23 protein-coding genes and 2 pseudogenes are annotated in these 24,872 nt (G+C 63.1%); 17 read left to right on the top strand and 8 right to left on the bottom strand.

The annotated features are described in order from the left end of the window. Positions 1-304: 304 nt before the first annotated feature. The gene (locus B7R22_RS14240) at positions 305-1,336 is read right to left on the bottom strand and encodes a LacI family DNA-binding transcriptional regulator (protein ID WP_253259091.1); all 1,032 of its coding nucleotides are present in this window, start codon (positions 1,334-1,336) and stop codon (positions 305-307) included. A gap of 208 nt (positions 1,337-1,544) precedes the next feature. Here B7R22_RS14240 and B7R22_RS14235 point away from each other — a divergent pair, with 208 nt between their 5' ends. From B7R22_RS14235 to B7R22_RS14215, 5 genes are all read left to right on the top strand, one after another. After that, the gene (locus B7R22_RS14235; protein ID WP_253259090.1) at positions 1,545-2,582 is read left to right on the top strand and encodes a glycoside hydrolase family 172 protein; all 1,038 of its coding nucleotides are present in this window, start codon (positions 1,545-1,547) and stop codon (positions 2,580-2,582) included. Positions 2,583-2,824: 242 nt separating this feature from the next. Beyond that, positions 2,825-4,150, top strand: coding sequence for an ABC transporter substrate-binding protein (locus tag B7R22_RS14230; RefSeq protein WP_216363469.1), 1,326 nt, complete (start codon positions 2,825-2,827; stop codon positions 4,148-4,150). Further along, positions 4,150-5,151, top strand: a complete 1,002-nt coding sequence (locus tag B7R22_RS14225; protein WP_216363468.1) for a carbohydrate ABC transporter permease — start codon at positions 4,150-4,152, stop codon at positions 5,149-5,151. The genes B7R22_RS14230 and B7R22_RS14225 overlap by 1 nt, the downstream gene beginning before the upstream one ends. A gap of 16 nt (positions 5,152-5,167) precedes the next feature. Further along, positions 5,168-6,079, top strand: coding sequence for a carbohydrate ABC transporter permease (locus tag B7R22_RS14220; protein ID WP_116412368.1), 912 nt, complete (start codon positions 5,168-5,170; stop codon positions 6,077-6,079). Between the two features lie 4 nt (positions 6,080-6,083). Continuing rightward, entirely contained in the window at positions 6,084-6,491 is a 408-nt protein-coding gene (locus B7R22_RS14215; RefSeq protein WP_116412367.1) for an RbsD/FucU family protein, read from the top strand. Between the two features lie 666 nt (positions 6,492-7,157). Here the strand turns inward: B7R22_RS14215 and B7R22_RS14210 are convergent. Continuing rightward, positions 7,158-7,787 (bottom strand): TetR/AcrR family transcriptional regulator, encoded by a 630-nt coding sequence (locus tag B7R22_RS14210; protein WP_116412366.1) that lies wholly within the window; start codon positions 7,785-7,787, stop codon positions 7,158-7,160. Positions 7,788-7,869: 82 nt separating this feature from the next. Between B7R22_RS14210 and B7R22_RS14205 the strand changes: the two genes are divergently transcribed. The 3 genes and pseudogenes from B7R22_RS14205 (at position 7,870) to B7R22_RS14195 (ending at position 9,950) form a co-directional block, all read left to right on the top strand. Next, positions 7,870-8,619 carry an SDR family NAD(P)-dependent oxidoreductase gene (locus B7R22_RS14205; RefSeq protein ID WP_116412365.1) on the top strand — a complete coding sequence of 250 codons (750 nt, stop codon included), beginning with the start codon at positions 7,870-7,872 and terminating at the stop codon, positions 8,617-8,619. A gap of 130 nt (positions 8,620-8,749) precedes the next feature. Continuing rightward, positions 8,750-9,310, top strand: a pseudogene (locus tag B7R22_RS14200) (DeoR/GlpR family DNA-binding transcription regulator); the annotation flags it as partial. A 256-nt stretch (positions 9,311-9,566) separates the two neighbouring features. Continuing rightward, a complete protein-coding gene (locus tag B7R22_RS14195; protein WP_116412363.1) occupies positions 9,567-9,950 on the top strand; it encodes a VOC family protein in 384 nt (127 codons plus the stop codon). 154 nt (positions 9,951-10,104) lie between these two features. On the opposite strand, the gene B7R22_RS14190 is transcribed toward B7R22_RS14195, so the two are convergent. Beyond that, positions 10,105-10,740 carry a TetR/AcrR family transcriptional regulator gene (locus tag B7R22_RS14190; RefSeq protein WP_116412362.1) on the bottom strand — a complete coding sequence of 212 codons (636 nt, stop codon included), beginning with the start codon at positions 10,738-10,740 and terminating at the stop codon, positions 10,105-10,107. Positions 10,741-10,883: 143 nt separating this feature from the next. Between B7R22_RS14190 and B7R22_RS14185 the strand changes: the two genes are divergently transcribed. From B7R22_RS14185 to B7R22_RS14170, 4 genes are all read left to right on the top strand, one after another. Beyond that, on the top strand, positions 10,884-13,457 hold the full coding sequence (locus tag B7R22_RS14185) for a beta-glucosidase family protein (RefSeq protein ID WP_116412361.1): 2,574 nt from the start codon (positions 10,884-10,886) through the stop codon (positions 13,455-13,457). A 91-nt stretch (positions 13,458-13,548) separates the two neighbouring features. Further along, positions 13,549-14,859 carry an ABC transporter substrate-binding protein gene (locus tag B7R22_RS14180; protein WP_116412360.1) on the top strand — a complete coding sequence of 437 codons (1,311 nt, stop codon included), beginning with the start codon at positions 13,549-13,551 and terminating at the stop codon, positions 14,857-14,859. After that, positions 14,859-15,848, top strand: coding sequence for a carbohydrate ABC transporter permease (locus B7R22_RS14175; RefSeq protein WP_116412359.1), 990 nt, complete (start codon positions 14,859-14,861; stop codon positions 15,846-15,848). The genes B7R22_RS14180 and B7R22_RS14175 overlap by 1 nt, the downstream gene beginning before the upstream one ends. After that, on the top strand, positions 15,841-16,680 hold the full coding sequence (locus B7R22_RS14170) for a carbohydrate ABC transporter permease (RefSeq protein ID WP_253259089.1): 840 nt from the start codon (positions 15,841-15,843) through the stop codon (positions 16,678-16,680). Before B7R22_RS14175 ends, B7R22_RS14170 begins: the two co-directional genes overlap by 8 nt. A 220-nt stretch (positions 16,681-16,900) precedes the next feature. Here the strand turns inward: B7R22_RS14170 and B7R22_RS14165 are convergent. The 3 genes and pseudogenes from B7R22_RS14165 to B7R22_RS14155 all read right to left on the bottom strand — a co-directional run. Continuing rightward, positions 16,901-17,311 (bottom strand): annotated as a pseudogene (locus B7R22_RS14165) (IS30 family transposase); the annotation flags it as partial. Between the two features lie 540 nt (positions 17,312-17,851). Then, on the bottom strand, positions 17,852-18,574 hold the full coding sequence (locus B7R22_RS14160; protein ID WP_253259094.1) for an SDR family NAD(P)-dependent oxidoreductase: 723 nt from the start codon (positions 18,572-18,574) through the stop codon (positions 17,852-17,854). A 173-nt stretch (positions 18,575-18,747) separates the two neighbouring features. After that, positions 18,748-19,611: an oxidoreductase gene (locus B7R22_RS14155; protein WP_253259088.1), complete on the bottom strand. Its 864-nt coding sequence runs from the start codon at positions 19,609-19,611 to the stop codon at positions 18,748-18,750. 95 nt (positions 19,612-19,706) lie between these two features. On the opposite strand from B7R22_RS14155, the gene B7R22_RS14150 reads away from it, so the two are divergent. After that, a complete protein-coding gene (locus tag B7R22_RS14150; protein ID WP_116412357.1) occupies positions 19,707-20,270 on the top strand; it encodes a TetR family transcriptional regulator in 564 nt (187 codons plus the stop codon). A gap of 41 nt (positions 20,271-20,311) precedes the next feature. On the opposite strand, the gene B7R22_RS14145 is transcribed toward B7R22_RS14150, so the two are convergent. After that, entirely contained in the window at positions 20,312-21,664 is a 1,353-nt protein-coding gene (locus tag B7R22_RS14145; RefSeq protein ID WP_116412356.1) for an amidohydrolase family protein, read from the bottom strand. Between the two features lie 148 nt (positions 21,665-21,812). Between B7R22_RS14145 and B7R22_RS14140 the strand changes: the two genes are divergently transcribed. Continuing rightward, the gene (locus B7R22_RS14140; protein WP_253259087.1) at positions 21,813-22,199 is read left to right on the top strand and encodes a winged helix-turn-helix transcriptional regulator; all 387 of its coding nucleotides are present in this window, start codon (positions 21,813-21,815) and stop codon (positions 22,197-22,199) included. A gap of 1 nt (position 22,200) precedes the next feature. On the opposite strand, the gene B7R22_RS14135 is transcribed toward B7R22_RS14140, so the two are convergent. Then, positions 22,201-23,076 (bottom strand): SDR family NAD(P)-dependent oxidoreductase, encoded by an 876-nt coding sequence (locus B7R22_RS14135; protein ID WP_116412355.1) that lies wholly within the window; start codon positions 23,074-23,076, stop codon positions 22,201-22,203. Between the two features lie 95 nt (positions 23,077-23,171). On the opposite strand from B7R22_RS14135, the gene B7R22_RS14130 reads away from it, so the two are divergent. The 3 genes from B7R22_RS14130 to B7R22_RS14120 are packed head-to-tail and all read left to right on the top strand — an operon-like array spanning position 23,172 to position 24,831. Then, the gene (locus tag B7R22_RS14130) at positions 23,172-23,747 is read left to right on the top strand and encodes a TetR family transcriptional regulator (protein ID WP_116412354.1); all 576 of its coding nucleotides are present in this window, start codon (positions 23,172-23,174) and stop codon (positions 23,745-23,747) included. A gap of 44 nt (positions 23,748-23,791) precedes the next feature. Continuing rightward, positions 23,792-24,217: an SRPBCC family protein gene (locus B7R22_RS14125; RefSeq protein ID WP_116412353.1), complete on the top strand. Its 426-nt coding sequence runs from the start codon at positions 23,792-23,794 to the stop codon at positions 24,215-24,217. Further along, the gene (locus B7R22_RS14120) at positions 24,214-24,831 is read left to right on the top strand and encodes an NAD(P)-dependent oxidoreductase (protein WP_116412352.1); all 618 of its coding nucleotides are present in this window, start codon (positions 24,214-24,216) and stop codon (positions 24,829-24,831) included. Before B7R22_RS14125 ends, B7R22_RS14120 begins: the two co-directional genes overlap by 4 nt. Positions 24,832-24,872: the final 41 nt, after the last annotated feature.

The raw sequence follows: 24,872 nt of genomic DNA, 5'->3' as shown, positions 1-24,872 counted from the left end.
GGCTACGTTCGCCGACTCCCTGAGATCACCGCTTGCAACGAGATAGGCCGTTTTCTCTGCAATCTTCTGACCGGCGGCTCTTGACCGCGACGAGGTGGGCGGCAATGTGTACGTAGTAATAGGAATCTCCTCGAATTGGTGCGGCAACGAGACCGAAGAGCTCTATGGAGTTCTTTTCACGCAATCGGTTTCAAGCTAGTACTACGGCTTAAATCGACTCTGACGTGCGGCCGTTTCCTACGATTACAGAAATCGATTTCAAACGCAAGCCGCACGGTAACCTTCCGCCTGTATTCGATCCCGGTCAGCGGGTCGGGACTCCGCCGACGGCGATCGCGACCTCGTTGCGCAGAACGACAGTGCGGGGCGATTGCCGGTCGCCATTGATCCGTTCGATCAACATCGATGCGGCGGTCACACCGAGATTCCGGGCCGGCAGATGCACGATCGTCACCGAGGTGGGATCGAGAGTCGTGAACGGAAGGTCACCGATGACGGCGACGCCGAAGGCGGGGGGAGCCATACCCGCTTCAGAGAGCACCTGCAGGGCTCCGACGCCCATGAGATTGTTCGTGACGACAACCGCGTCGGGAGGATCGGCGAGGGAGAGGAGTTCAAGCATCGCAGCCCGACCGCCGTCGACACGGTAGTTCGCGTGGCAGAGATACGTCGGGTCGGCCGCACGGTCCGCGAGGTTCAATGCGTCCTGCCAGCCGCCACTGCGGTCATCGGCGGTCTCGATTCCACGTGGGCCGGCGATACAGGCGACTCTCGAGTACCCGCTGGCGAGCAAGGCGCGGGTTGCAGACAGCCCGGCTGCCCGGTTCTCCATCGTCACGACGTCGATGTCGTGGCCCGTACTGCGGTCGACTGCCACGACGGGGCGGTTGCGGGAGAGAAGCGGAGAGAGGTCAGTGTGGTCAGCCGCAGGCACCAAGATGACTCCGGCCATGTTCTCCGATACGGCGATCTCGAAGTATTTCGCTTCAGTTTCGGTGTCGTCGTCGGTGTTGCACAGCACCAGCGAGAACCCTGCCTCCCGCAAACGATCCTCCACCCCGCGGGCGAGAGCCGTGAAGAACGGATTCTCGATGTCGGGAATCACGAGAGCGATTACCTCGGAGTTCTGCTTGCGTAATGACCTGGCTGTTTTGTTCGGCGAGAACGACAGCTCTGCCGCCGCCGCTCGTACCGCGTCAGACTTGGCCGACGAGACTTTGAGCCCGTTGAGCACCCGCGACACTGTCGCCGGTGAGACTCCGGCTTTGGCGGCAACTTCGTAGATCGTCGACATAGTGACCCCTGCAGATTCGTTGTTCGAGTCGAGGATGTGCATCCGCATCGTGTCAAGATGGGCTGGCGCGTCCTCGCGGTTGACACCCCTATGGACTCACTCTACAGTGATGAAATCGATTGCAAAAGTCGGTTCCCCACACCCTTAGAAAGCCAGGAAAGTGCCCCTCCCCAGCCCAGAATTCAGCAGCATTTCCCAGCTCCGAACTCTCTCGACCCGCTCTATCAGCCCCGAGAATTTCGATGGATCCGTGGGCGGTGGTGCACGTGCGACGAGCGGAACGGGGGCCGCCAGCGCCCGTGATCTCGGCCCGGGGTGGAAGATCTCGCCGAGCGTCGACATCGCACCGGGCGAGACATTCGATCTGGCGAGCATTGCCGGGCCCGGCAAGATCACCCACATCTGGATGACCACGCACACCGACAACTGGCGCACGCTGTTGTTCCGTGCATTCTGGGACGACAGTACTGAGCCGGCCATCGAGGTTCCTCTGGGCGATTTCTTCTGCAATGGTTGGGGCGTCTTCAGCCAGGTGAATTCGCAGGCCATCGCCGCGAACCCGCACGGCGGCTTCAATTCGTACTGGCCGATGCCCTTTCGTGCTGGAGCGCGTTTGACTCTCGAGAACACTTCGGTCGTCGAGACCCGGGTGTACTACCAGATCACTTACGAAATCGGCGGGGATTATTCGAACGACGCCTACTTGCACGCCCAGTGGAGGCGGAGCAATCCGGTCGAATACCTGAAGACCCACACTCTCCTCGATGGCATCGAAGGCGCCGGGCACTATGTCGGCACGTATCTGGCGTGGGGTGTGAACAGCAATGGCTGGTGGGGTGAGGGTGAGATCAAGTTCTACCTAGACGACGATGACGAGTATCCGACCATCGCCGGAACGGGAACCGAAGACTATTTCGGCGGGGCGTGGAACTTCGACGTGCCCGGCGCTGGTTATACGGAATTCTCCACGCCGTACCTCGGGATGCCGCAGGTGCTGAAGCCTGACGGGCTGTACTTCAGCCAGCAGCGGTTCGGGATGTATCGGTGGCACCTCCTCGACCCGATCTTCTTCACCGATCGGTTGCGAGTCGACATCCAGGCGCTCGGTTGGCGCAGCGGTTGGCGCTACCTGCCGCTACAGGACGACGTGGCGTCAACATCACTTTTCTATCTCGACCGACCGGCGACGAATCGGCCACCCGTTCCCACCCCAGACGCCATGGAGATCCACATCGGCACGGATGCCGTTCCCGATGTCGGAGCGACCCCTGCACGCTCTCCCCAGTGAGCGTTGGAACGATTTGTGCAATCGATTTCAGTCGAACTGGGCCGATTGGGATTGACCTTCCGGCATGCTTATGTTTCAATGTTCAAGACCCGCTTGAAATCGATTACAAAGCCTGACAAAGCTTTTCGATTCACTTGGGGTGTTCGTAATCCTGATTCAAACTTTGTACCAATGGAGGCACAACAGTGAAGTCACCATCGTCGCAGGACGGCCCCTTTTCCGCTCTGGTAAGTCGCCGCAGCTTGCTGCAGGGCACCGCCGGAATCTTCGCACTCGGTGCTCTGGCGCCGCTGCTCTCGGCGTGCAGCACGGGTGGCCCGGCAGGAGGCGGAACAGCCAAGGAGATCACCTTCTGGAACTTCTACGGCCCGGCTCCCGACAACAACCCGCAGAGCCAGTGGTTCGTCAAGCTGGCAGACGACTGGAACGCCACCAACGAGGTCAAGATCAAACTGCGCTACATCGCTCAGAATGATTACGTCAACGGCAACACCCTTCAGACCGCGTTCGCGAGCGGCAGCGGCCCCGATGTCTTCCTGCTGAGCCCCGGCGACTTTCTTCGCTACTACAACGGCGGCGTGTTGCAGGAACTGACACCCAAGCTCGACCCGGCCGTCGTCTCGGACTTTCTGCCGGGAACTCTCGATACCCGAAAGGTCGACGACAAAGTCTTCGCGCTGCCGATGGAGAGCGAGCCGCTGGCGATGTTCTACTCGAAGTCTGCCTTCGCCGAGGTTGGGCTCACTGACGCCGATGTTCCCAAAACGTGGGACGACCTGCTGACGGTCGCCAAAAAGCTCACCACCCCGTCTCGATTTGGGGTGGGCTTTGAAACGACGCCCGGCTACTACCAGAACTTCACGTGGTACCCCTTTATGTGGGAAGGTGACGGGCAGCCCGTCAGTGCCGATGCCAAATCAAGCACGTTCAACTCGAAGGCCGTCACTGACGCCCTGACGTTCTGGGGAGACTCGATCTCCACCGGCGTGGCACCGAAGAAGCTGCTCGGCAATGGAGGCCCCGACCTGCCAGCCAACCTGGGCGCCGGGTACGTCGCGATGCAGCAGTCGGGCGTATGGAACATCGCGGCGATGAAGCAGATGGCCCCGAATGTCGACTACGGTATCTTCGAGATACCTACCCCGTCCGGCGGTACGTCCGCCACAACTCTGGGTGGCTGGTCGTTCTGCGCCAATGCCAAGGGAGGAAACCCCTCGGCGGCCGCCGACTTCATCGCCTGGGCGCTCGGTTCCATGTCGGCTGACAGCATCGAACGCGGCAGAACCTGGAACACTGTCGCCAAGACCAACATCCCCGTTCGTTCCTCAGTGCAAGACGCCGCGAACGCCAAGGGCGCCTTCTCCGACCCGAACATGGCCTTCTTTCTGAACGTGGTCGCACCCAATGGCCGCGGCGAGCCGCGGTACCCCCCGGAGATCATCAAGCCCATCGAAGATGCTATCCAGGCTGTTCAGCTCGGTGGCAAAGATGCCGCCAGTCAGGCCGCTGCGGCCTCCGACACGATCAACGCTTACCTGTCGTCCTACTCGGGAGCTCCGATCGTATAGTGTCGACAAACCTTGCCACCCGCGCTTCAGGCGTTTCCAACCCGGCGGGCGCCACCGCGCCCGCCGGCAACCATTCGGCACTGCCCGTGAAGGCCGGAGGAATGGCGAAACGCCGCCGGCGCCGAGAGGCGCGCGCAGCGTTCCTGTTCCTTCTGCCCGATGGGATAGGGCTCACGGTCTTTGTGGGCATTCCCATCCTGCTCGCGATCGGAGTCTCGCTGTTCAGCGTGAGCGGCTTTGGTGACTATGTATACGTGGGGCTGAAGAACTTTCAACGCATGGGCTCCGACACGCTGCTCTGGCAGAGTGTCGGAGTCACCCTCACCATGCTCATCGTCTTCGTTCCGGTGACCTTCGTGGTGGCCCTCGCCCTAGCGATGCTCGTCAAAGACCGGTTCCCGGGCGTCGGAGTCGTCAGGGCGATCTTCTTTCTTCCGAACGTGCTCAGCCTTGTCGTCATCGGTGTTCTCTGGCAGTTCATGTTGGTCGACAAGCAGGGCGTTCTGACAAACCTCGGGGGTATTTTCGGACTTCAAGATGTTTCCTGGCTCGGCACACCGAGCCTCGCGCTCGGCACCCTCATCGTGATCAGTATCTGGTTCACGATGGGGTACCAGATGTTCCTGTTCCTCGGCGGACTGACTGACATTCCGAACGAATACATGGAGGCAGCGAAAATCGATGGCGCCTCCGCATGGCAACGGTTCACGAAAATCACCTGGCCGCTGCTCGCTCCGACGAGCTTCTTCGTCCTCGTCGTCTCGATAGTCGCCGCAGTGACCGGCGTGCAGGCGTTCGACCTCGTCTACATACTGACGAAGGGTGGGCCAGCCAACGCGACCACTACCGTCGTCTTCTACATCTACCAACAGGCATTCACCTTCGGCGACTACGGCTACGCAGCCGCGATAACGACCCTGCTTGTTGCGTTCCTTGTCATCGTGACCGGCGCCATGTTGCTGGTAACGAGAGGCGGTCGCTTCAATGCCGACGCAGACTGAAACGGAAGTCCCAAGCATGACGCAAGCAGAATCAGCGCAAGCCCAAATCAGCCACCACGCTCCCCGCACTCTCGCCGCATCGGTTCCCCGGGCACGGCGGCGCGCCAGGTTTGCGAGTTCAGAACGCAGGTCCACGATCATCCGGGCTGTCATTGCGTGGATACTCGCCCTGATCACGATGTTCCCGATCATCTGGCTGATCATCGGGGCGCTGCGACCTGCAGACCAAACGTTCTCGCCTGGGTTGAGTTCCTCGTTCACCTTCGACAATCTCAGCCAGGTGCTCACGCAAGTGCCGTTCCCGCTCTACCTGATGAACAGCGCTATCGTCTCGATCGCGGTGACGCTGGCCGCATTGCTCTTCCACTCGATGGCGGCCTACGCGCTGGCCCGACTGCGGTTCACAGGCCGCGGCACGGTGTTCCTGCTCATGATCTCTACGATGCTGGTCTCGCTGCCGGTGATTCTCGTTCCGCTGTTCATGATCGTGAAGCAGCTCGGGCTCGTCGACACCTACGCGGGCCTGATCGTGCCGGTCATCTTCAATGCGTTCGGCATCTTCCTACTCAGGCAGTACTACCTGAACATTCCAAAAGAGCTGGAGGAGGCCGCGGAACTCGACGGTTGCGGTTATGGGGGGATATACCTTCACGTCATCCTGCCCCTCAGCAAGCCAATTCTGGCTTCGCTGGCCGTGCTCTTCTTTCTGGCAAACTGGAACTCATTTCTCTGGCCGTTGACGATCACGCAGAGCCCCAATCTCGACGTCATCCAGCTCGGCATCTCGACCCTGCAGGGGCAGTACTCCTCGGCTTGGGGCCTCATCATGGCGGGATCGCTCGTGGCCGCTGTACCGACGATCATCGTCTTTCTTCTCGGCCAGCGCTGGCTTGTGGACTCCCTCAAGACCACGGGCAGCAAAGGATGACGCATTGCTGATCGGCATCGACCCGCTCCTCACCGGGGAGCTGCTCTGGCGACTCGATGCGATGGGGCACGGCGACACGCTGCTTGTCAGTGACGCCCATTTTCCGCTTTTCGAGAATGTCGGCAGTCGACTCGCTCTGCCAGGCATCCGCGGGCCGCAAGCCGTGCGAGCGGTCACGTCGGTCTTCCCTCTGGATGAGGGCATCTGTGCTTGGGTGATGGACGCTCCATCAGCCGCTGACGCTGTGCTGAGCGAACTTCGGAATGCGGCGCATCTGCAGCCCGAAAACGTCACTTCTCTCGGCCGCGAAGCCTTCTATGCACGATCAAGAACAGCCTCGCTCCTCGTCCGAACCGGCGAGACGCGACCCTTCGGCAACATCCTGCTCACCAAGGGCCTCGTCACCAGTTAGAAGCCCTGAGCTGAGCTGCTTCCCACGGCAAAACCCGCAGGGCTGAGAAATGCATTCCGCCGCCTACCGCCTCGATCGTTTCGCGCTCGCGCAACGCATGCACCCGGCAATGCGGACGGCGAGTGGCGCGAGGATCGCGCCGGTACGTTCGAATGCGCGCGCCGGTCCCCGTGAGTGGGGTCGAACGATGATCAGACTAAGTTGGCCTGCCGACCCTCTCGTAATCGCGCTGATTGCTGCGGTTCATTTCGCCCCACCTAAGCCGATCTCGAATCACGCGGTGCGAAGCTTCTGGTGGGCGAGCGCTCTCGCTGAACACGAAGAGATCACGACGGATCCGGACTGCAGAGGAGGAAGTCCGCGCCCGGTGGCTCCGCAAGAATGCCGCCGCTACGCTCGTCGACGCAGTTGTGGAGCACGCGGGTAGAGCTGCTGTCGTGTTGACCCCGTGGACGCCCCTAGGGAGCCGCCTCGGGAACGGAACGAACACAGAACTACCCGCACGGAACAAGCAGCCCTACACTCACCCGGGGAAGCACGGGAAGACCGGTACCGCCATGTCGATTAGGGGCGTCGGGCCTGCCTAGGGGCTGAAGGGGCGTCTCTTTTGGCCGGCGTCGCGTGAGTCGGAAGAGGTCCCTTCAGAGCGCGCTCGATATTCAACGTTCAGGGGCGCAGCGTATAAAGGTAGGCGATGGAGGAGTCGAGGGCGATGCGCACGGCGCTGGAGTCGCGGCGCGTTTGACTGAGCAGTAGGCCGCCTTGAACTGCGGCGAGCAAGCTCACGGCGAGTCCTTCGGTGTCGGTGTCCTTCCGTAGCTGCCCTCGTTCGCGCATTGCGTTCAGCCCTGTGCGGAGGAGGCGTTCCCACTCGGTAAAGGAGTTCTTGAGCGCTTGGCGGGCGAGCGGGTTCGACTCGGCGAGAGTGCCGGTCAGAGAACCGAGCGGACACCCGCCCACACAATGTTGCGCTTCAAGTGAATCGACAATCATGTCCCGCCACTCGTGCAGAGCCTGGAAGCTGTCCAGGTTTTGCAGAAGCGCGCGATGTGAGCCGAGGACAACATCGGTCTGGTCCTCAACGACCGCCAGAATCAAGGCGCTCTTGTCTGCGAAGTAATGGTACAGCTGCGACGCGCTCACCCCCGCCTCGCCTTGAATCTCTTCGAGAGTCGCCCGCTCCATACCTTGTTCCGCGATCAGCCGGGACGCGGATTTGACGATCCGGGTGCGTGTCGCCTGCCCCTTCACGGTGAAAGTACGGGCGCCATGATCTCGACCTGCTGTCTTCGTCATGACGCAAGGCTACCAGTTTTGTAGTTGACACTCCATTTTTGGCGTACGACCATGGCAGTATTCACCCTTTGAGAGGATCGAAATGACCAACAACTTGACCGGCAAGACAGCCCTTGTCACCGGCTCGACGAGCGGTATCGGCCGGGCAACGGCGCTGAAACTGGCTGCCGTGGGCGCACACGTCATCGTCAGCGGGCGTGACGCCCAGCGCGGAGACGCGACAGTCGCGTCCATCCGAGACGCCGGCGGGAAGGCCGACTTCGTGGCGGCAGACCTATCTAAGGCGGGGAGCGTCCATAAGCTTGCGGAGCAGGCCCTAGGTCTCGCGGGCGGTCGGATCGACATTCTCGTGAACAACGCAGGCGTCTTCCCCTTCGGACCGACGACCGAGGTGTCTGACACAGATCTCGACACGGTCGCCGCCGTCAACATCAAGGCTCCGTTCCTGCTGGTCGCGGCACTGGTTCCGGCGATGACCGCCAACGGGGGCGGCGCGATAGTGAATGTCACCACTATGGTGGCTAGTTTCGGGATGGCCGGAATGGCGCTCTACGGCGCCAGCAAGGCGGCCCTTCAGCTGCTGACGAAATCGTGGGCAGCCGAGTTCGGTCCCGGCGGGGTGCGAGTGAATGCCGTAAGCCCTGGTCCGACCCGGACCGAGGGAACCGTCGGCATGGGCGAGGGCCTTGACCAGCTCGCCGCGACTACTCCCGCGGGTCGGCCGGGGAACCCAGAGGATGTCGCCGACGCGATCGTCTTCCTTGCCTCCGAGCAGGCCAAGCACATCCACGGCGTTGTCCTCCCTGTCGACGGAGGCCGGCTCGCCGTTTAGCGACGCCTCGTAGGTTAGCGACGCCACGTAGGGCCAGTGCGCGACCACGCTCGATGTCGACCGTTGGTTTGGCTGGGGACACCCCGAGCCCGACCGTGCAAGTCGAACCGTCTTCCAGCGCGCTGAGAAGCGCGAAATCGCACTAGCGGCCGTCGAGCTGATCCAGCCCACCGACGCCCTGTTCCTCGACGTCGGAACCACCATCGAAGCGATCGCAGAAGCGCTGCCGTCAAGCTTTCACGGAACGATCATCACCAACAGTCTGTACGTCGCCTTCATCCTCGGGGAACGCGGGAACATCCGGATTGAACTGCTCGGGGGCACCATCCGCGTCGGAGAGTTCACGACGTCGGGTCCCGATGCAGAAAAACAGACCCGCGCATTCCATGCCGACGTCGCGTTCATTGGAGCTGGCGGCGTCAGCATCGAGGACGGCGTCACGGACTATTCAGTTGAAGACACCGCCGTGAAGCAGAGCATGATCGCGAACGCCACACGCGCCTTCGTCGTAGCCGGCAGCGAGAAGATCGGCAAGAAGGCGCTGCGCTCGGTATGCGCACTCACCGACCTCGCCGGAGTCATAACCGACAGCGGCATTGAACAGCCAATGGTGCAGCGATTTGAAGACGCAGGGCTCCTACTCTTCTCACGCCAGACCCGCCTCGACACGGTCGCCCGCATCGGCGGCTAGGAGCGGCGCCCCCGGCGTATCTCTTCGTCGAATTGCAGGAACGACACGAACTCCGCAAACTCCTACCGACAACCACCGAGACCTCTACCGGCGGCTCTTCGTTCGGTGACACTGTCGGTGATGCATTCCCGCTTGATGCCGAGCTCCCTGCTTCGCTGACACCGGGCTCTCGCTGGGCTGTATTGGCACCGATGAGTCATTTCGAAAAATACCGGTTCGACTCGCGCCACGTGGCTGTCTGGCGTAGGGTCGCACCATGACTCGGCCTATAGTGCATTTCGAGATTATCGGGAGGGACCCTGAGGCCCTGCGTGCGTATTACGGAAGGCTGTTCGGTTGGGAATCATCGCCCGCGGACGCGGCATCCAGCGTCTCCGAACCAGGGCGCTATAGCTTCCACGATAAGGTCGAGACACCTGATCACACCGGAATCCCCGGTGGGTTCGGAGGGGGGTCCAGTTTCAGCCCGCGCACCCTCTTCTACGTCGGGGTCGAAGATGTCGAGGAGGCACTGCAGCGCGCGGAGAGCCTGGGCGGGACGCGAACGATGGGCCCGGCGGCCAATCCCAACGGAAGCGTGACGGTCGGCCAGTTCACCGACCCGGAGGGCAATCTCATTGGCGTCGCCGGACCGAAATAGCTGATGTCGTCCTCGGTGTGCCCGCAAAGCGGACTACCGCTACCCGTAAGCCGGTCAGTCATCGTGCACGCTGGCAATCCTCCGGCGGGTGTCAAGCAAACCGGACGCCAGGGATCATCTGCACAAAACGAATGACCCCGGAGCCCCCGGGCTGTCAGGCGGCGCTCAACCGATCGAGCAGCATGTCGAGAGTGCGTTTGACCGTGCGGGTCATGTCCACCTCGTCGGGTGAGAGCAGCCACTGCACCTGCAGCCCGTCCATCACCGCGACCAGTGTGTTCGCGGCGTCGCGCAGCTCGGCGGGATCGGAGTTCCCGGTCACCTCGGCAAGGGTGCGCTCTATCTTGTGCCGCAGCGTGCGCAACCGTTCCCTGAAGTACTCCTGGGCAGGATGCCCGTCGGTGACACTCTCGCCCGAGAGCACCGTATAAGCCTGCACCACACCGGGTCGCTCGGTGTTCTCCTTCACCGTGTCGAGGATATGACGAAGGAATGCCGGGCCTTCGACCTGCTCGCGGGCGTCGAGGCCAGCCACCGCCTCGCCGTCGCGGTACTGCAGCACGGCGACCAGCAGGCCTTCCTTGCTGCCGAAGTGGTGCAGCACGCCCGCGTGGGTCATGCCTGCGCGCTCGGCAACCTCGACCAGCGCGCCCTTGTGATAGCCGTAGGCGCCGAACACGGCCATGGCGGCCTCGAGGATGCGTTCGCGCTTCGCCGCCGTCGGCCCGTGGGGCTTCACAACGCGGTCCGCCGCGGCGGGCTGGCGGGCGGTTGCCCGGGTCGCTGCCATTGTGGCCTCCCTGTAGCGTCTGCTGCGCGCACCGCCACGCGAATTGGTGGTCCAATACTTACTGACTCATATGTAAGTATGGCGGTAGTGTGAACGCGAATCAACGCGACGAAGCGAAGACTCACACAACTTGGAGTATAGACATGAACGCTTTCGCAGCGACTACAGCCGCTTCCCGGTCGAGCGCCGCAGACGGCGACGGTCTCCGCTCGCGCATCGGGGCGCTGTCGCTGATCGAGAAGGTGCGCCTGCTCACCGGAGAAACGTCGTGGACTCTCTTCGCCGTTCCCGAGCTCGATCTCTCGCCCATCGTGCTCTCAGACGGGCCCATCGGCATCCGGGGCATCGAACAGGTCTCGACCGACGCGGCTCAGCTGCCGAGCCCGAGCGCGATCGCCGCAACCTGGAGCACCGACCTCTCTTCCCGGCTCGGCACCCTCATCGCCGGCGAAGCTCGTCGCAAGGGCATCGATCTGGTGCTCGCTCCGGTCGTCAATCTGCAGCGCACCCCCGTCGGTGGCCGGCACTTCGAGTGCTACTCCGAAGACCCGCTGCTCACGGGGGTGATCGCGTCGAGCTACGTGGCCGCCGTACAGGCGGGCGGCGTCGGCATGTCGGTCAAACACTTCGTCGGCAACGAATCGGAGACCGACCGAACGACCTACATCGCGAAGGTCAGCGAGCGGGTGCTGCGCGAGACCTACCTCGCTCCCTTCGAGACCGTCGTTCGCGAGGCGAAGGTGTGGTCGGTGATGGCTGCCTACAACGGGGTGGACGACGGCACGACAGCGGGGCCGGCGACCGAGCACGACCACCTGCTGAACGACGTGCTGAAGGGCGAGTGGGGCTTCGACGGTGTCGTCGTTAGCGACTGGCTCGCGACGACCTCGACCGTCGAATCGGCTCTCGGCGGACTCGACCTCGTGATGCCCGGGCCGGGAGGTCCGTGGCAGGAGAAGCTCGTGCGGGCCGTGACGGACGGACTGGTTGACGAGTCGGTCATCGACGAGAAGGTGGAGCGCATCGTGCGTCTCGGCGAGCGGGTCGGTGCCGTCGGCAGGCGTGCGAAGCTCTCCTCGGCCTCGGCCTCGGCCTCGGAGCGGAGCGAAAGCCGCGATGCTCCGGATGCCCTGCACTCTGCCCCCGCGACGCGCGCCCTGCTGCGGGAGACGGTTGCCCGGTCGATCGTGGTGCTCGGCAACGACGGCATCCTGCCGCTCGACCCGCACGTGGTCGAAAGCATCGCGCTCGTCGGGCCGGCTGCGGTGCAGCCCTTCGTGCAGGGCGGGGGCAGCGCCTTCGTTCAGGCACCCTACGCCTCGACGCCAGAAGCGGCGCTGCGGGAGACATTTCCGGCCGCTCGGCTCGAGGTGCTGCGTGGCGGCACGAGCAGGGTTCACGCGCCGGCAATCGTTCCCGCCCTCGTGACGACGCCAGATGGGCGGCCGGGCTACGAACTGTCGCTGTTCGACCAGCACGGGCATCCGCTCGGCGAATCACGCCTCGTCGACGGATCGGAGTCGTGGAATCGCAACGTACCGATCGAGGCGCGGTCGGCGCGCATCCGTGCCGTCATCCGGTTGACTCATCCCGGCTCGAACCGGCTCGAGGTCGGCGTCTCCGGTGCCCACGAGGTGCGGTTCGACGGTGAGCTCGTTTCCAGCGCGGCCGGGATCGCGAACGCGAACGTCATCCTGAACTCGTCAGCCAATCATCCGGTCGGCCCCGCGCGCCGATTCGTCGTCGCCGAAGACCCCGTGACAGTCGACATCGACGCCCGGCTGCAGGTGGTCGACGCAGAGGCGTACGGTACGTTCGTGCGCTTCGAACTGCGACACGAGAGCGCTGATCTCGACCTCGATGTCGAAATCACTGCGGCTGTCGACGCGGCCAGGCGGGCCGAGGTGGCGATCGTGCTGGTCGGAACCACCGAGGAGACCGAATCTGAGGGCTGGGATCGCCCCTCGCTCGACCTGCCCGGCCGCCAGAACGAGCTGGTCAGGCGGGTACTCGAGGCCAACCCGCGAACCGTCGTGGTGGTGAATGCCGGCGCGCCCGTGCTTCTGCCATGGCTCGACGAGGTTGCTGCGACCCTCTGGTGGTGGCTGCCCGGCCAGGAGGCGGGCAACGGCCTGGCCGACGCCCTCGTGGGGCGTATCGAGCCGAGCGGGCACCTGCCGTGGACGCTGCCGGGCCGATTCGACGATGTGCCGGTTCCGGATGCCCATCCCCTCGACGGCGTGATCGACTACGCCGAGGGTGGTGACGTCGGCTACCGCGGCTGGGATCGCCTCGAGCGCACCCCGGCCCGCCCCTTCGGCTTCGGAATCGGCTATGGCGCCTGGAATACTCCCGCCGTCGACACCGTCGAATGGCACAGCGACGGTTCGCTGGCGGTCTCGGTTCACCTCACGAACGTGGGGGAACGCGATTCCCGGGCTACCGTGCAGGTGTATCTCGAGTGCCTGAACCCCGACCCCGAGCGGCCGGTGCGCTGGTTGGCGGGGTTCGCTCTGCTCGACATCGGGGCCGGTCAGAAGGGGGAGACGTGCATCCGTGTTCCCCGTCGGCAGGTCGAGATCTGGAGCGTTCAGCGCAACGGATGGCTCATTCCCGGCGACGATCTCGCCGTGCGAGTCGGCCTCTCGAGCCGCGATCTCTCACCCGTCACGCCGTTACCGGATCGTGATGTATTTCATTTACAAACAAGTCAGTAAGTATGTCTAGACTGCTGACAGCACAACGACACGCATCACCGGGCCGATCACAGGAACCACCGTTGTACACACACCGACAAAGGAGTCACAGATGAAGAAACGCGTTCTCGGCGCAGCAGCGATTTTCGCCGCCGCCGCACTCACGCTCGCAGGTTGCTCGGGGTCGACCGGCTCCGGCTCGGGCGGCGACGCTGGAGGCTCGATCACCTACTGGGCGAGCAACCAGGGCACCAGCCTGCAGAACGACAAAGACGTGCTGCAGCCGCTGCTCGACAAGTTCACCGCACAGACCGGTGTCAAGGTCAACCTCGAAGTCATCGGCTGGAACGACCTGCAGACGCGCATCCAGACCGCCGTCACCTCGGGTGTCGGCCCCGACGTCGTCAACATCGGTAACACCTGGGCCACCTCGTTCCAGGCTACCGGCGCGTTTCTTCCTTTCGATGACTCGGCCATGGGCGCCATCGGCGGTGCCGACAAGTTCGCGTCGACTGCCCTGAGTACCGGCGGCGCGGCGGGCCAGACGGCCACATCAGTTCCTCTCTATGGGTACGCCTACGGGCTCTACTACAACAAGGCTATGTTCGCCGCGGCCGGCCTGACCCCGCCGACCACCTGGGAGGAGATGGTCGCCGACGGCAAGAAGCTGACCGACCCCTCGAAGGGTGTCTGGGGCACCTCGATCGAGGCGGGCAGCTACACCGAGAACAACCACTTCGCCTTCATCACGTCGGCACAGAACGGCGGCTCGTTCTTCGACGGCAGCGGAACCCCGACCTTCACCGAGAGCCAGAACGTCGACGGCATCAAGCGTTACCTCGACCTGATGCAGACCGACAAGATCGCTGACCCGGCCGATGCGCAGTACAGCACCGGCACCGAGTCGATCGCGAACTTCGCCAAGGGTACCGCGGCCATGATCTTCAACCAGAACAACGCCGAGGCGAATCTCACGGCCGATGGAATGGATGCCAGCCAGTACGGTGTCGTGCCGATTCCAGCTCCGTCCGCAGGCAAGCCCGCCGCCAGCTTCATCGCCGGCATCAACCTCTCGGTCTTCAAGAACACGAAGAACAAGGATGCTGCCCTGAAGTTCGTGAACTTCATCACCAGCGCCGACACCCAGTCGGCCCTCGGCAAGCCGTTCAGCTCCATCCCCGTACTGAAGGACGCCACACCCACGTTCACGACCGACCCGGCCATCGCCACGACGTTCTCGAACATCTACAACAACCTCTCGGAGCCGTTGCCGACGGTTCCACTCGAGGCCTCCTTCGAGACCGAGGTGGGCAATGCGATGAACACGCTCTTCGCCACGGTGGCAACGGGCGGCTCAGTGAGCACGTCTGACATCGAGAGCGCACTCAGTACCGCGCAAGAGAAGGTTGCGGCATCCAACTGATGGTGCTCACGACCGAGAAGCCGGAGGCCGCCCCCATGCGGGCGGCCTCCGGGCCGAACCGGGTGAAGCCATCCGCAAAAAAGCGGCCCAAGGGCTGGTGGCTGCCTTTCGCCCTGATCGCCCCTGCGATCGTCTTCGAACTGCTGATCCACGTCATTCCGATGGTCGTCGGAATCTGGATGAGCTTCATCAAGCTGACCCAGTTCTACATCGCCAACTGGTCGGCAGCGCCCTTCGTCGGCCTCGGCAACTATCAGATCGCGGTGAACTTCGACGGCGCCCAGGGCCAGGCCCTGCTGTCGTCGTTCCTCATCACCTGCGGGTTCACCGTTCTGGTCGTGGGCCTCTCCTGGGGTCTCGGCATGGCCGCCGCCGTGGCGCTGCAGAAGGCCTTCCGCGGCCGGGCGATCTTCAGGACGATGTTTCTGATTCCCTACGCCGTGCCGATGTACGCCGGAATCATCACCTGGAAGTTCATGTTCCAGCAGAACACCGGTGTGATCAACCAGATCCTCGGCAGCCTGCATCTCATCGACCCGAACAACCCGCCGTTCTGGTTGATCGGCAACAACGCCTTCGGTGCGATGGTGATTGTGGCGATCTGGAAGCTCTGGCCGTTCGCCTTCCTCATGCTGATGGCGGGTCTGCAGACCATCAACGAAGACCTCTACGAGGCCGCATCCCTCGACGGAGCGAAGCCCTTCCGGCAGTGGCGCAACATCACGTTGCCGGGTCTCGGTGCCGTGAACAACGTGCTGCTGCTCGTGCTGTTCCTCTGGACCTTCAACGACTTCAACACACCGTTCATCCTGTTCGGTGGCGGCGAGCCGCCCGCGGGCGACCTCATCTCGTTCCACATCTACAACACCTCGTTCATCACCTTGAACTTCGGTTTCGGCGCGGCGATGTCGGTGCTGCTCCTGCTCTTCCTGATGCTCGTCTCGGCGATCTATCTCGTGTCCATCAATCGGAGGTCCCGTCGTGCGTGAAACAACAGGATTCAAGACATTCCGCATCGTCACGCTGGCCGTCCTCGCGGTGTTCGTGGTGCTGCCGCTGTATGTCATGGTCACCTCGGCGATGAAACCGCTGGTCGACGTTCAGGGCCAGTTCACCTGGTGGCCGACGAACTTCACCATCCAGCCGTTCATCGACATCTGGTCGACGATCCCGCTCGCGTCGTACTTCGTCAACAGCGTCATCGTGTCGACCTCGGCCAGCGTGATCAGCGTCATCATCGCGGTCTTCGCCTCGTACGCGGTGTCGAGGTACAGGTTCCGTGGGCGAACTGCGTTCACCACGACCATCCTGTCGACCCAGATGTTCCCGGGCGTACTCTTCCTACTGCCGCTGTACCTGATCTTCATCAACATCTCGCAGACCCTCGGCGTGCAGCTCATCGGCAGCTACCTCGGTCTGATCATCACGTATCTGACGTTCACACTGCCGTTCGCCATCTGGATGCTGACGGGTTACTTCGACAACATTCCGCGCGAACTCGACGAAGCCGCCAAAGTCGACGGCGCCTCCGCCATCGGCACCCTGCTCAGGGTGATCCTGCCCGTGGCACGCCCCGGAATCGTCGCGGTGCTGGTCTACTCGTTCATCACGGCCTGGGGTGAGGTGCTGTTCGCCTCCGTACTGACCACGCAGACAAGCCGCACCCTCGCGGTCGGACTCGGCGAGTACTCGACCCAAGTCAACGTGTACTGGAACCAGATCATGGCGGCCTCTGTCGTCGTCAGCATCCCGGTCGTCATCGGCTTCCTGCTCCTGCAGCGCAACTTTGTCGCCGGACTGAGCGCCGGCGCCGTCAAGTAGCCCCTCTTCACCCGCCCAGCCACACGTCTCGCCCCCCGCGGCGCACGCGCCGGTGCTGGCGGCGAACGGCCATCACGGAGGATGCCGCGCGGTCGGTCGGATGCGGTTCGCGGGCGCAGGTGACCCGGCGCAGCTTGAGGGCACGAGAACGCGCCGAAGGTGAGTGCGAGTTCGTGGACTTCATACATGCCACCGATGTCCACAGCATCGCGGACCACTCCAGGAGCCCGTTCGTGTTCTCATTGCTTCCGCGCTGCCAGGGACTCGCGGGATCGCAGAAGTACACGTCCATGTCGGTTGCTACGCGGAAAGCGACGTGCTCGGACATCTCGGAGCCTTGATCCCAGGTCAGCGACCGGCGCAACGTGATGGGGAGCTGGCTTACGGTCTTCACGAGGCCATCGCGCACCGTTTCGGCGGTGTGGTCGTGGAGAAGGTGAACGAGGCTGACGAAGCGGCTGGAGCGCTCGACCAGGGTCCCGATCGCTGACCGGCTCATCGTCCCGATGATGCGATCCCCTTCCCAATGCCCAGGGATCGCGTGGTCGTCGGCTTCCGAAGGCCGTTGGGCGATGGGGACCATCGTGTCGACGAAGCGGCCGGTTCGTTGCGCGGGATCGCGGTTCGGTTTTGAGTGCGGGACTGACCGGCAGGGAGTCATCGAAGCCGATAAGATCGGCGTACCTCGGCCGGCAGGTCGCCCAGGTACGCCGGGCTACTCGCGAAGTAGACGGAAGCTAACAGCATGGGAACCGACGCCCAATTTTTCGTCTCGGGCACGGGCGCGGGCGCCGGCAAGTGCACCGTGACATTTTTCTAGTCACGGCCAGGCTGGTCTGGCCGAGCTGTGATACGGGCCCGATGCGCTGGACGTGGCCACACGGGATGACCTGCACGCCGCCGTCAGAAGGCGAAGCGTGGCGCGTGGACCAAACATTTCTTCAACAGACGCGTACCAAATACGAACGAAGCATCGCAGCGGGGGAGAGCCAGTAACGCTGGCCCCTATCCGCTGTCTGCCGTCACCGGAAAGATGAAACCACGAACACCAACCCGGCATGAACGCCCCGGCCAACTCTCTGTTCCTGGCCGGCGCGTTGCTTGTGGGGTGTCGTGTGGAGACGCCTGCCGGGCCTCGGTTTGCGGGGCTCGGCAGGCCATCGAGGGCGGGTCAGACTCGAACGAAGTCGGTCGACGAGGCGATCAGGCGGGATGCGTCGTAATCCGCTTGGAGGTCATCGATCTTCGTGCCGATTCGGTCCATCGCGTCGGAACCAAGGATGATCCGGTGCGCGGTTGCGTTATTCGTGAGCTGCTCGAAGATGACCTTCGCCGCCAACTTCGGGTCACCCGGGAACATGACGTCGCTGAGGGCTGCCACGTTCTGCATTGCGCGGTAGAAGTTGCCGGAGGACGCGTCGTAGTCGGGGATGAGGTCGCCAGAGAAGTGGGTGCGCGCGTCGATGCCCGTCAGGAAAGAACCTGGCTCGATGAGAACAGCTTTCAGGCCAGCAGGCTCGATCTCCTGCCAGAGGGATTCGGTGATGCCTTCGAGCGCGAACTTGCTTGCAGAGTAGTAGGCGTTTCCGGGGAGGCTAGCGATTCCGTCCATGCTCGAAACGTTCACGATCATGCCTGACTTACGTGCCCGCATTCCGGGAAGCGCAAGGCGCAGCAGCGCGACGGCTCCGAAGAAGTTCACTTCGAAGATCTTCCGGTAGTCCTCCTCGCGTTGCTCCTCGATTGCGCCGAGGAAGTCGATGCCCGCGTTGTTGACGAGGAAGTCGATCTTCCCGAACCGCAGCTCGGTCTGCGCGACGAGGTTCGCCCGCTGGTCGGCATCGGTGACGTCAACGGAGAGGACGAGGGCCGTCTCCGGGTACTTCGACGCCAGCTCATTTTCATCGAGGATGCATTCCGGGCCGCGAGCGCTACTTCGTGGCCTTGGCCGAGGACGTGCTCGGCGAGGTCAAATCCGAGGCCGCTGGAGGCGCCGGTGATGATCCAGGTTGATGTGTCGTTCATCGTTTTCTCGTTCCTTTTCGTTTACTCGTTGGGTGGTCGGTTCTAGGAGGCATCGACGGGGAAGTCGGCCGATGCGCTTACGTCCGCCCACTTCTCGGTCTCGGCGGCACGTTGTTCGGCGGCGGTGCGGATCATGGCAACGGCGCCGGCGCCGAGGACGAGGCGCATGGGGAGATCTCCGGCCGTAACGGTTTCGACGATCACGTCGGCGGCGCGGGCTGGGTCGCCGGGCTGGTTGCTCGCATTCGCAGCACGGTATGCGTTGAGCGCGCCCACGGTGTCTTCATAGTCCGCACCGACTGGGTGCAACGTCATCGACGATCCTTGCCAATCCGTCCGGAAAGCACCGGGCTCGACGATCATTACTCGGATTCCGAGGGGTCGGACCTCGTTGGCGAGAACCTCGGAAAAGCCTTCGACAGCGAACTTGGCCGTCTGATACGCCCCCATTCCCGGAGTGCCGCCGACGCGGCCCCCGACGGAGGAAAACTGGATTATGGTGCCGGAGCGCTGGGCTCGCATCACCGGCAGAGCGGCCTTCGACACGTTGACGGTTCCGAAAAGGTTGGCCTCGATCTGGGCGCGGAAGTCGGCGTCGGCAGTCTCTTCGATGGGCGAACTGTTGGCGAAGCCGGCGTTGTTGACGACGACGTCTAAGGAACCGAATTGCTCCACGGCGTAAGCCACGGCGGCTTCAGCGGCATGGAAGTCGGTGACCTCCAGGGCGAATGACCGCACTCGGGCGCCATAGAGGGCGAAGAGGTAGTCGAGCTGCTCAGGTTTGCGGGCGGTTGCGACGAGGTTATCGCCGCGCTCCAGGACAGCTCGGGAAAGTTCACGGCCGAAGCCACGAGAGCTTCCGGTAATAAGCCAAGTCTTCGTCATTAAAGCAATCCAATCGATCATGGTCGAAGCAACTAACCGTTTGGATGGTTGCTGCTGCCCACTCAACACCTATCGGCTTCATCTGTCAACCATCTAGTTGGTTGTATAATCGACGGATGATCCGAGATTCAGAACGCACTAAAAAACTGCTGCTCGACGCCGCGACTTCCGAGTTCGCAGCCTCTGGCATTGCCGGTGCGCGCGTTGACCGGATCGCGGCAATCGCCGGTGTAAACAAGTCCATGATTTACAGCTACTTCGGCAGCAAGGACGATCTGTTCGACATCGCGTTCAGCATCATGGTCCGTGGCGCGCTCGAGGAGGTTCTCTTCGATGTAACGGACCTGCCTGGCTATGCGGGACGTCTGCTCGACTCCTTCGAGGACAACCCGGACATGGTCCGCCTTACCACCTGGTACCAGCTTGAGCGGCCGCACGGGGTGCCGCTTCAGGCTGTGGAGGCTTCCAACCAGTCGAAGCTGGAGAAGTTGCGCGACGCCATCGACGCGGGAGTCCTACCTGCCCGGCTGGAACCGGTGGAGATCCTTGCGCTCGTCCGGGCCGCGGCGTTGTCCTGGTTCACTACCGTGCCGGAACTGGACAGCGTCTTGCCCAAGTCGCGCGAGCGGCGGCGTGCTGTCGTCGTGGAAGCCGTGCGGCGGATGGTCGCACTGAACTGACTGTTAGGCCCGGGGGGCCGTGCCCCTCGGGCCCGTTTGGGTCAGAGGGCGGCTATGCCAGCCCGGATGCGCCGCCGCGACTGCAGCATCAGTTCGCGGGCGGTTTCCGCTGCTGGTCCGACCAGGAGGCCGTTCTCCTTCAGGATCTCGCCGGCGACGACGACCGTCTCGACGTCCGACGGACCTGCTCCCATGACGGCTGTTGCTACCGTGTCGCTGAATCCGTCGAGGTGTGGGCTTCTCATGTCCACAATCGCCACGTCGGCTTGTTTTCCAATGGCAAGCGTTCCGATCTGATCATCCATCCACCAGGCGCGGGCGCCGCCAGCAGTCGCGAGTTCGAGCATGTCGCGATGATCGAGGCTCACCTCGGTGGCGGCTTCGTGCTGTGAGGTCAGGTGTGCGTTCGCTCTGGAACGCTCTGCGGCCAGGGCGATCCTCATCTCGCTGAACAGGTCGCTGCCGGTGCTCGTCGTGGTGTCGACGGCGAGTCCGGCAGGTATCCCGCGCCGCAGTACCTCGCCGGTTGCGGGATGCGCCCCGAGCGCCATAAGCATGTCGACCGCCGGGGAGATGGCTATCGACCCTCCGGTCTCGGCGATGAGGTCGAATTCGTGGGGGCTGAGTTGGTTCGCGTGCGCGTAGTTCACGTCGGCGCCGAGAAGGTCGAGCCGCGCCAGGGTGTCAACGGAGTGCGGGAATCCGGCCATGCCCACATGGACCGACATCGGGAGCCCGAGCGCCCGTGCGTAGTCGAAGTCGGCTCGGGTGTTTGCTTCGTTGCTGAATGCAGGTCCTCGGAGCGCGAGGCCCATCGTGAGCCTTCCGCGGTTCCCGTTGGGGAAGAGTTCGTCCCTGACGCGGCGCGCATCGTCAGGGTGCCGTTGAGCATCCGGGCCGAAGAACGCTGCCGCATCAGCTCCGGGTCCTCCGAACAGGAATATGCCGCGGATGCCCGAGTCTTCCAGTGCACGAACGTTCGCGTCTGCGTGGTCCGGTGTAGGCAGGTTGTGAGACCAGTCAGCGACGGTTGTGATCCCTGCGTTAAGGGCCTGGAGGGCACCCCAAAGGGTGCCGGCATACATGTCGTCGGGAGTGTAGAGCGGAGCAACTTGGCCGATGATTTCTGCGGAGTAGCCGAGGAGGGATGACTTCCCTGTGGCCCCACCGAGTGCGCCCTGCCACAGGTGGCGGTGTGAATCGACCATGCCGGGTATCACGAGTCGGCCGCGGGCGTCGATGACCCGTGCCGAGCCGGCTTCGGCAGAGAGGTCGGTACCGATGGCGGCGATGACTCCGTACCGGATAAGGACGTCACCAACAGGCAGGTCGCCCATGGACGGGTCGAGGGTGGCGATGTAGCCGCCTCTGATGAGCAGGTCGGGTTGTGTCACTGTTGATCTCCGTTATGTGCGTATCCGGCTCGCAGGGAGTACGGATGACGCCTAGGTATACTGTTTATACTGCCCAATCAGTGTTCGCCGTTCGGGCGGGGCCCCGCAAGAGGGCAGTTTGGACTGCCCAGGTATCACCGGAGGAACCATGCCCACGTCCACGACGATGCTTCCGTTCCGGAATGCGCACCCTGAAGGATCGGGTCCGCTGCTCAGGGAGATCCTCGGCAGGATCGGGGACAAGTGGTCGGTCATCGTCATCTGCCAGCTCGATGGCGGGCCGGCGCGCTTCAACCAGCTCAAGCGTGCGGTCGATGGGATCACGCAGAGGATGCTGAGCGCCACGCTCCGCCACCTCGAACGCGACGGTTTGGTGACGCGGACCGTCTACCCGACCGTGCCGCCAGCCGTCGAATACGAACTGACGGCCAGCGGACACAATCTGCACGAAATTCTTTACGCACTCGTAGGGTGGACAGACAACAACGCCGACGGCGTCCAGATTGCCCGGGCGGAATACGACCGGAGACAGTGACTCAGGAGCCGGTGTTGCCCATGTTGGTGAGGGTCTCGAAATCGATCGGGGTACCGTCGGAAACGCTCAGGCTGAGCTCGCTCCACTTCTCATCGCTGGCCGCGAGTTCGGCGGCCACGATTCGCGCGATCGGCACCGCATCGCTGCCGAGAAGGAGGCGCACTGGGGCGTCATCTCGTCCAGCGAGGTTGCGGATGGCTTCCGCGACTCGGTACGTGTTGGTGGGTTCGCTTCCTGAGGCGGCACGCAGCATCTCAGCGAAAGCGCCCATCATCGGTTCGTACGGCGCACTACTCGGCGGGATCGTCATCGACGAACCGGCCCAGTCGGTACGCATGCCGCCCGGCTCCAAGGTGGTGACCTTCACTCCGAAGGGCGCCACTTCCTGGGCCAATCCTCCCGAGAATCCGCCAACGGCCCATTTCGCCGCCTGGTACGCGGTCAGGCCCGGTCCCGACATGCGGCCGCCGAGCGAGGAGATTTGGAAGATGTGTCCGCTCCCCTGCTCGCGCAGCACCGGGATGACAGCCTTGGAAACGTTGACTACGCCGTAGAAGTTCGTGTCGATCTGAGCTCGGAACATCTCCATCGACTGGTCCTCCACAGAGGCGAGGTCGCCGTATCCGGCGTTGTTGACCACGATGTCGATGCGGCCAAACGCGGCGACCGCGTCTGCGACGACAGCGCGGGCCGAGTCGTAGTCGGTGACGTCGAGCTGGAGGGGCAGGATCTGGTCGCCATAGGTGGCGACGAGGTCGGCGAGGCGCTCAGGGGTGCGAGCGGTTGCGGCGACGCGGTCGCCGGCAGCGAGTGCGGTTTCTACGATCGCACGGCCGAGCCCCCGAGAGCTTCCGGTGATAAACCAAACATTGTTCATGGGATTCCTTTTTGTTGAACGGTCATTTATTAGTAAGACCGTAAACCCGTTCGATCCGGGTTGTCAAATGACTGTTCAATAACTAGCATCGGGGAATGCGAGTAAGAGACCCCGAAGCGAAACAACGACGACTCCTCGACGCTGCGCTCACCGAATTTGGTGAGCGCGGCCTTGAAGGTGCCAGGATCGACGCCCTCGCGGCGCGTGCAGAGTGCAGCTCGGGGTTGGTATATACCTACTTCGGCAGCAAAGACGGGTTGTTCGACGCCGTCATGGAAGATATTTCGACACAGATGGTCGACCAGATCCCCCTGATGCCCGAAGATCTTCCTGAATATGCGGTGCGCCTCTACGACGCGCACGCTGCCAACCCCGACGTCGGGCGGTTCGTGTCCTGGTACCAACTCGAACGACGCGAGGCTGGCGCAGCGTCTATGGCCGCCGAACTCATCACAGACGAGAAGACCGGCAGAATAGCGGCCGCCCAGCGCGCCGGAATTCTCTCGAGTCGTCTCACCCCGGCAGAAATCGTGTTGGCGGTGCAGACCATTGCCCGGACCTGGTTCACGCTTCCTGCAGCCACGTTGGCCGCACTCGAACCCACCGGCTCCGACGAAGCGCGTCGCGAGATCGTCCGTCGCACCGTCGCCGCGCTCCTCGCAGCACCCTGAAACCATCCACGGCGCACAAACTGCGCCCAGTCGAAAGCAGTCCAATGAAGAAGACCTACTCTGCCCACAGTCGCATCGAGGCATCCCCCGAAGTCCTCTGGGCTTACATCACTACGCCATCGGATTTTTCCTGGCGGTCGGACGTCCAGTCGGCCTCGGACAACGGCAATTCCTACTCGGAAACGAACGCGCGTACCGGTTACGCCACTACGTTCACCGTGCTTAGTGAAGACCGTCCGCGGCACCGAATCCTCTCCATGAAGCACGCCGACGGGAACGGTTCACGAGAATTCCATCTCGTCACCGCCGATGGGGATGGCTCGGCGGTGAACGTCGAGATCGTCGAAGAGTTCGACTTTCACGGGCCCAGACTCGTGCAGCCGCTCATCGACCGGTTCCTGCGGCGTCAGCAGAAATCATTCCTGCAGGATCTTGAAGCGGCTGTGGCGCAGGACCGTGTCCCCTCATGAGAATCGCGATTTTCGGCGCCTCCGGCAGCGTCGGGCGCTACCTTGTGCCGGCGGCGCTTGACCGCGGGCATGAGGTCGTTGCGGTCACGCGACGTGCTGCCCGGATCGGCGACCATCGTCAGGGGCTGCGGGTCGTTGAGGCGCAACTGGACGACGCTGCGGCCATGGATCGGGCGCTGCTCGGAGTAGACGCGGTGATCGTATCTCTCGGCGACGCTGTCGTCGACAGCGGAACCGACGCGGTGCTTGCGGCAATGCAGCGCACAGGCGTCCCTCGGATCGAGGTCCTCACCGGATTCGGCACGAGCGCGGCAAGTCGTCGTAAACTTCCGCCGCCGATGCGTGCCGTCGTGGCGGCAGTTCGAGCGGTCACCTTCCAGGGGTTTGTGGCCAAAGAGCGGCAGGACGACGCCGTGCGTCGCTCGGACCTTCTCTTCACCATCGTCCAGCCCCCGACGCTTACCGACGGTCCGAGGTCCGGCAGCTACCGGTCCGGCGACTACTCGGGCAAGTCCATCTTCGGCAGCATTTCCCGAGGAGACCTAGCAGACTTCATGCTGGACAATCTTGATCACGACCGCTTTGTGAACGAATCGACGTTCGTTCAGTCCTGAACTCGGGCCGCCACCCAAACCGGATGGCGGCAATCCATATT

It is taken from the genome of Subtercola boreus, assembly GCF_003399635.1.
GTDB lineage: Bacteria > Actinomycetota > Actinomycetes > Actinomycetales > Microbacteriaceae > Subtercola > Subtercola boreus_B.
The sequence above is the reverse complement of the archived record's forward strand: the minus strand, read 5'-3'. Positions and strand labels throughout refer to the sequence as shown.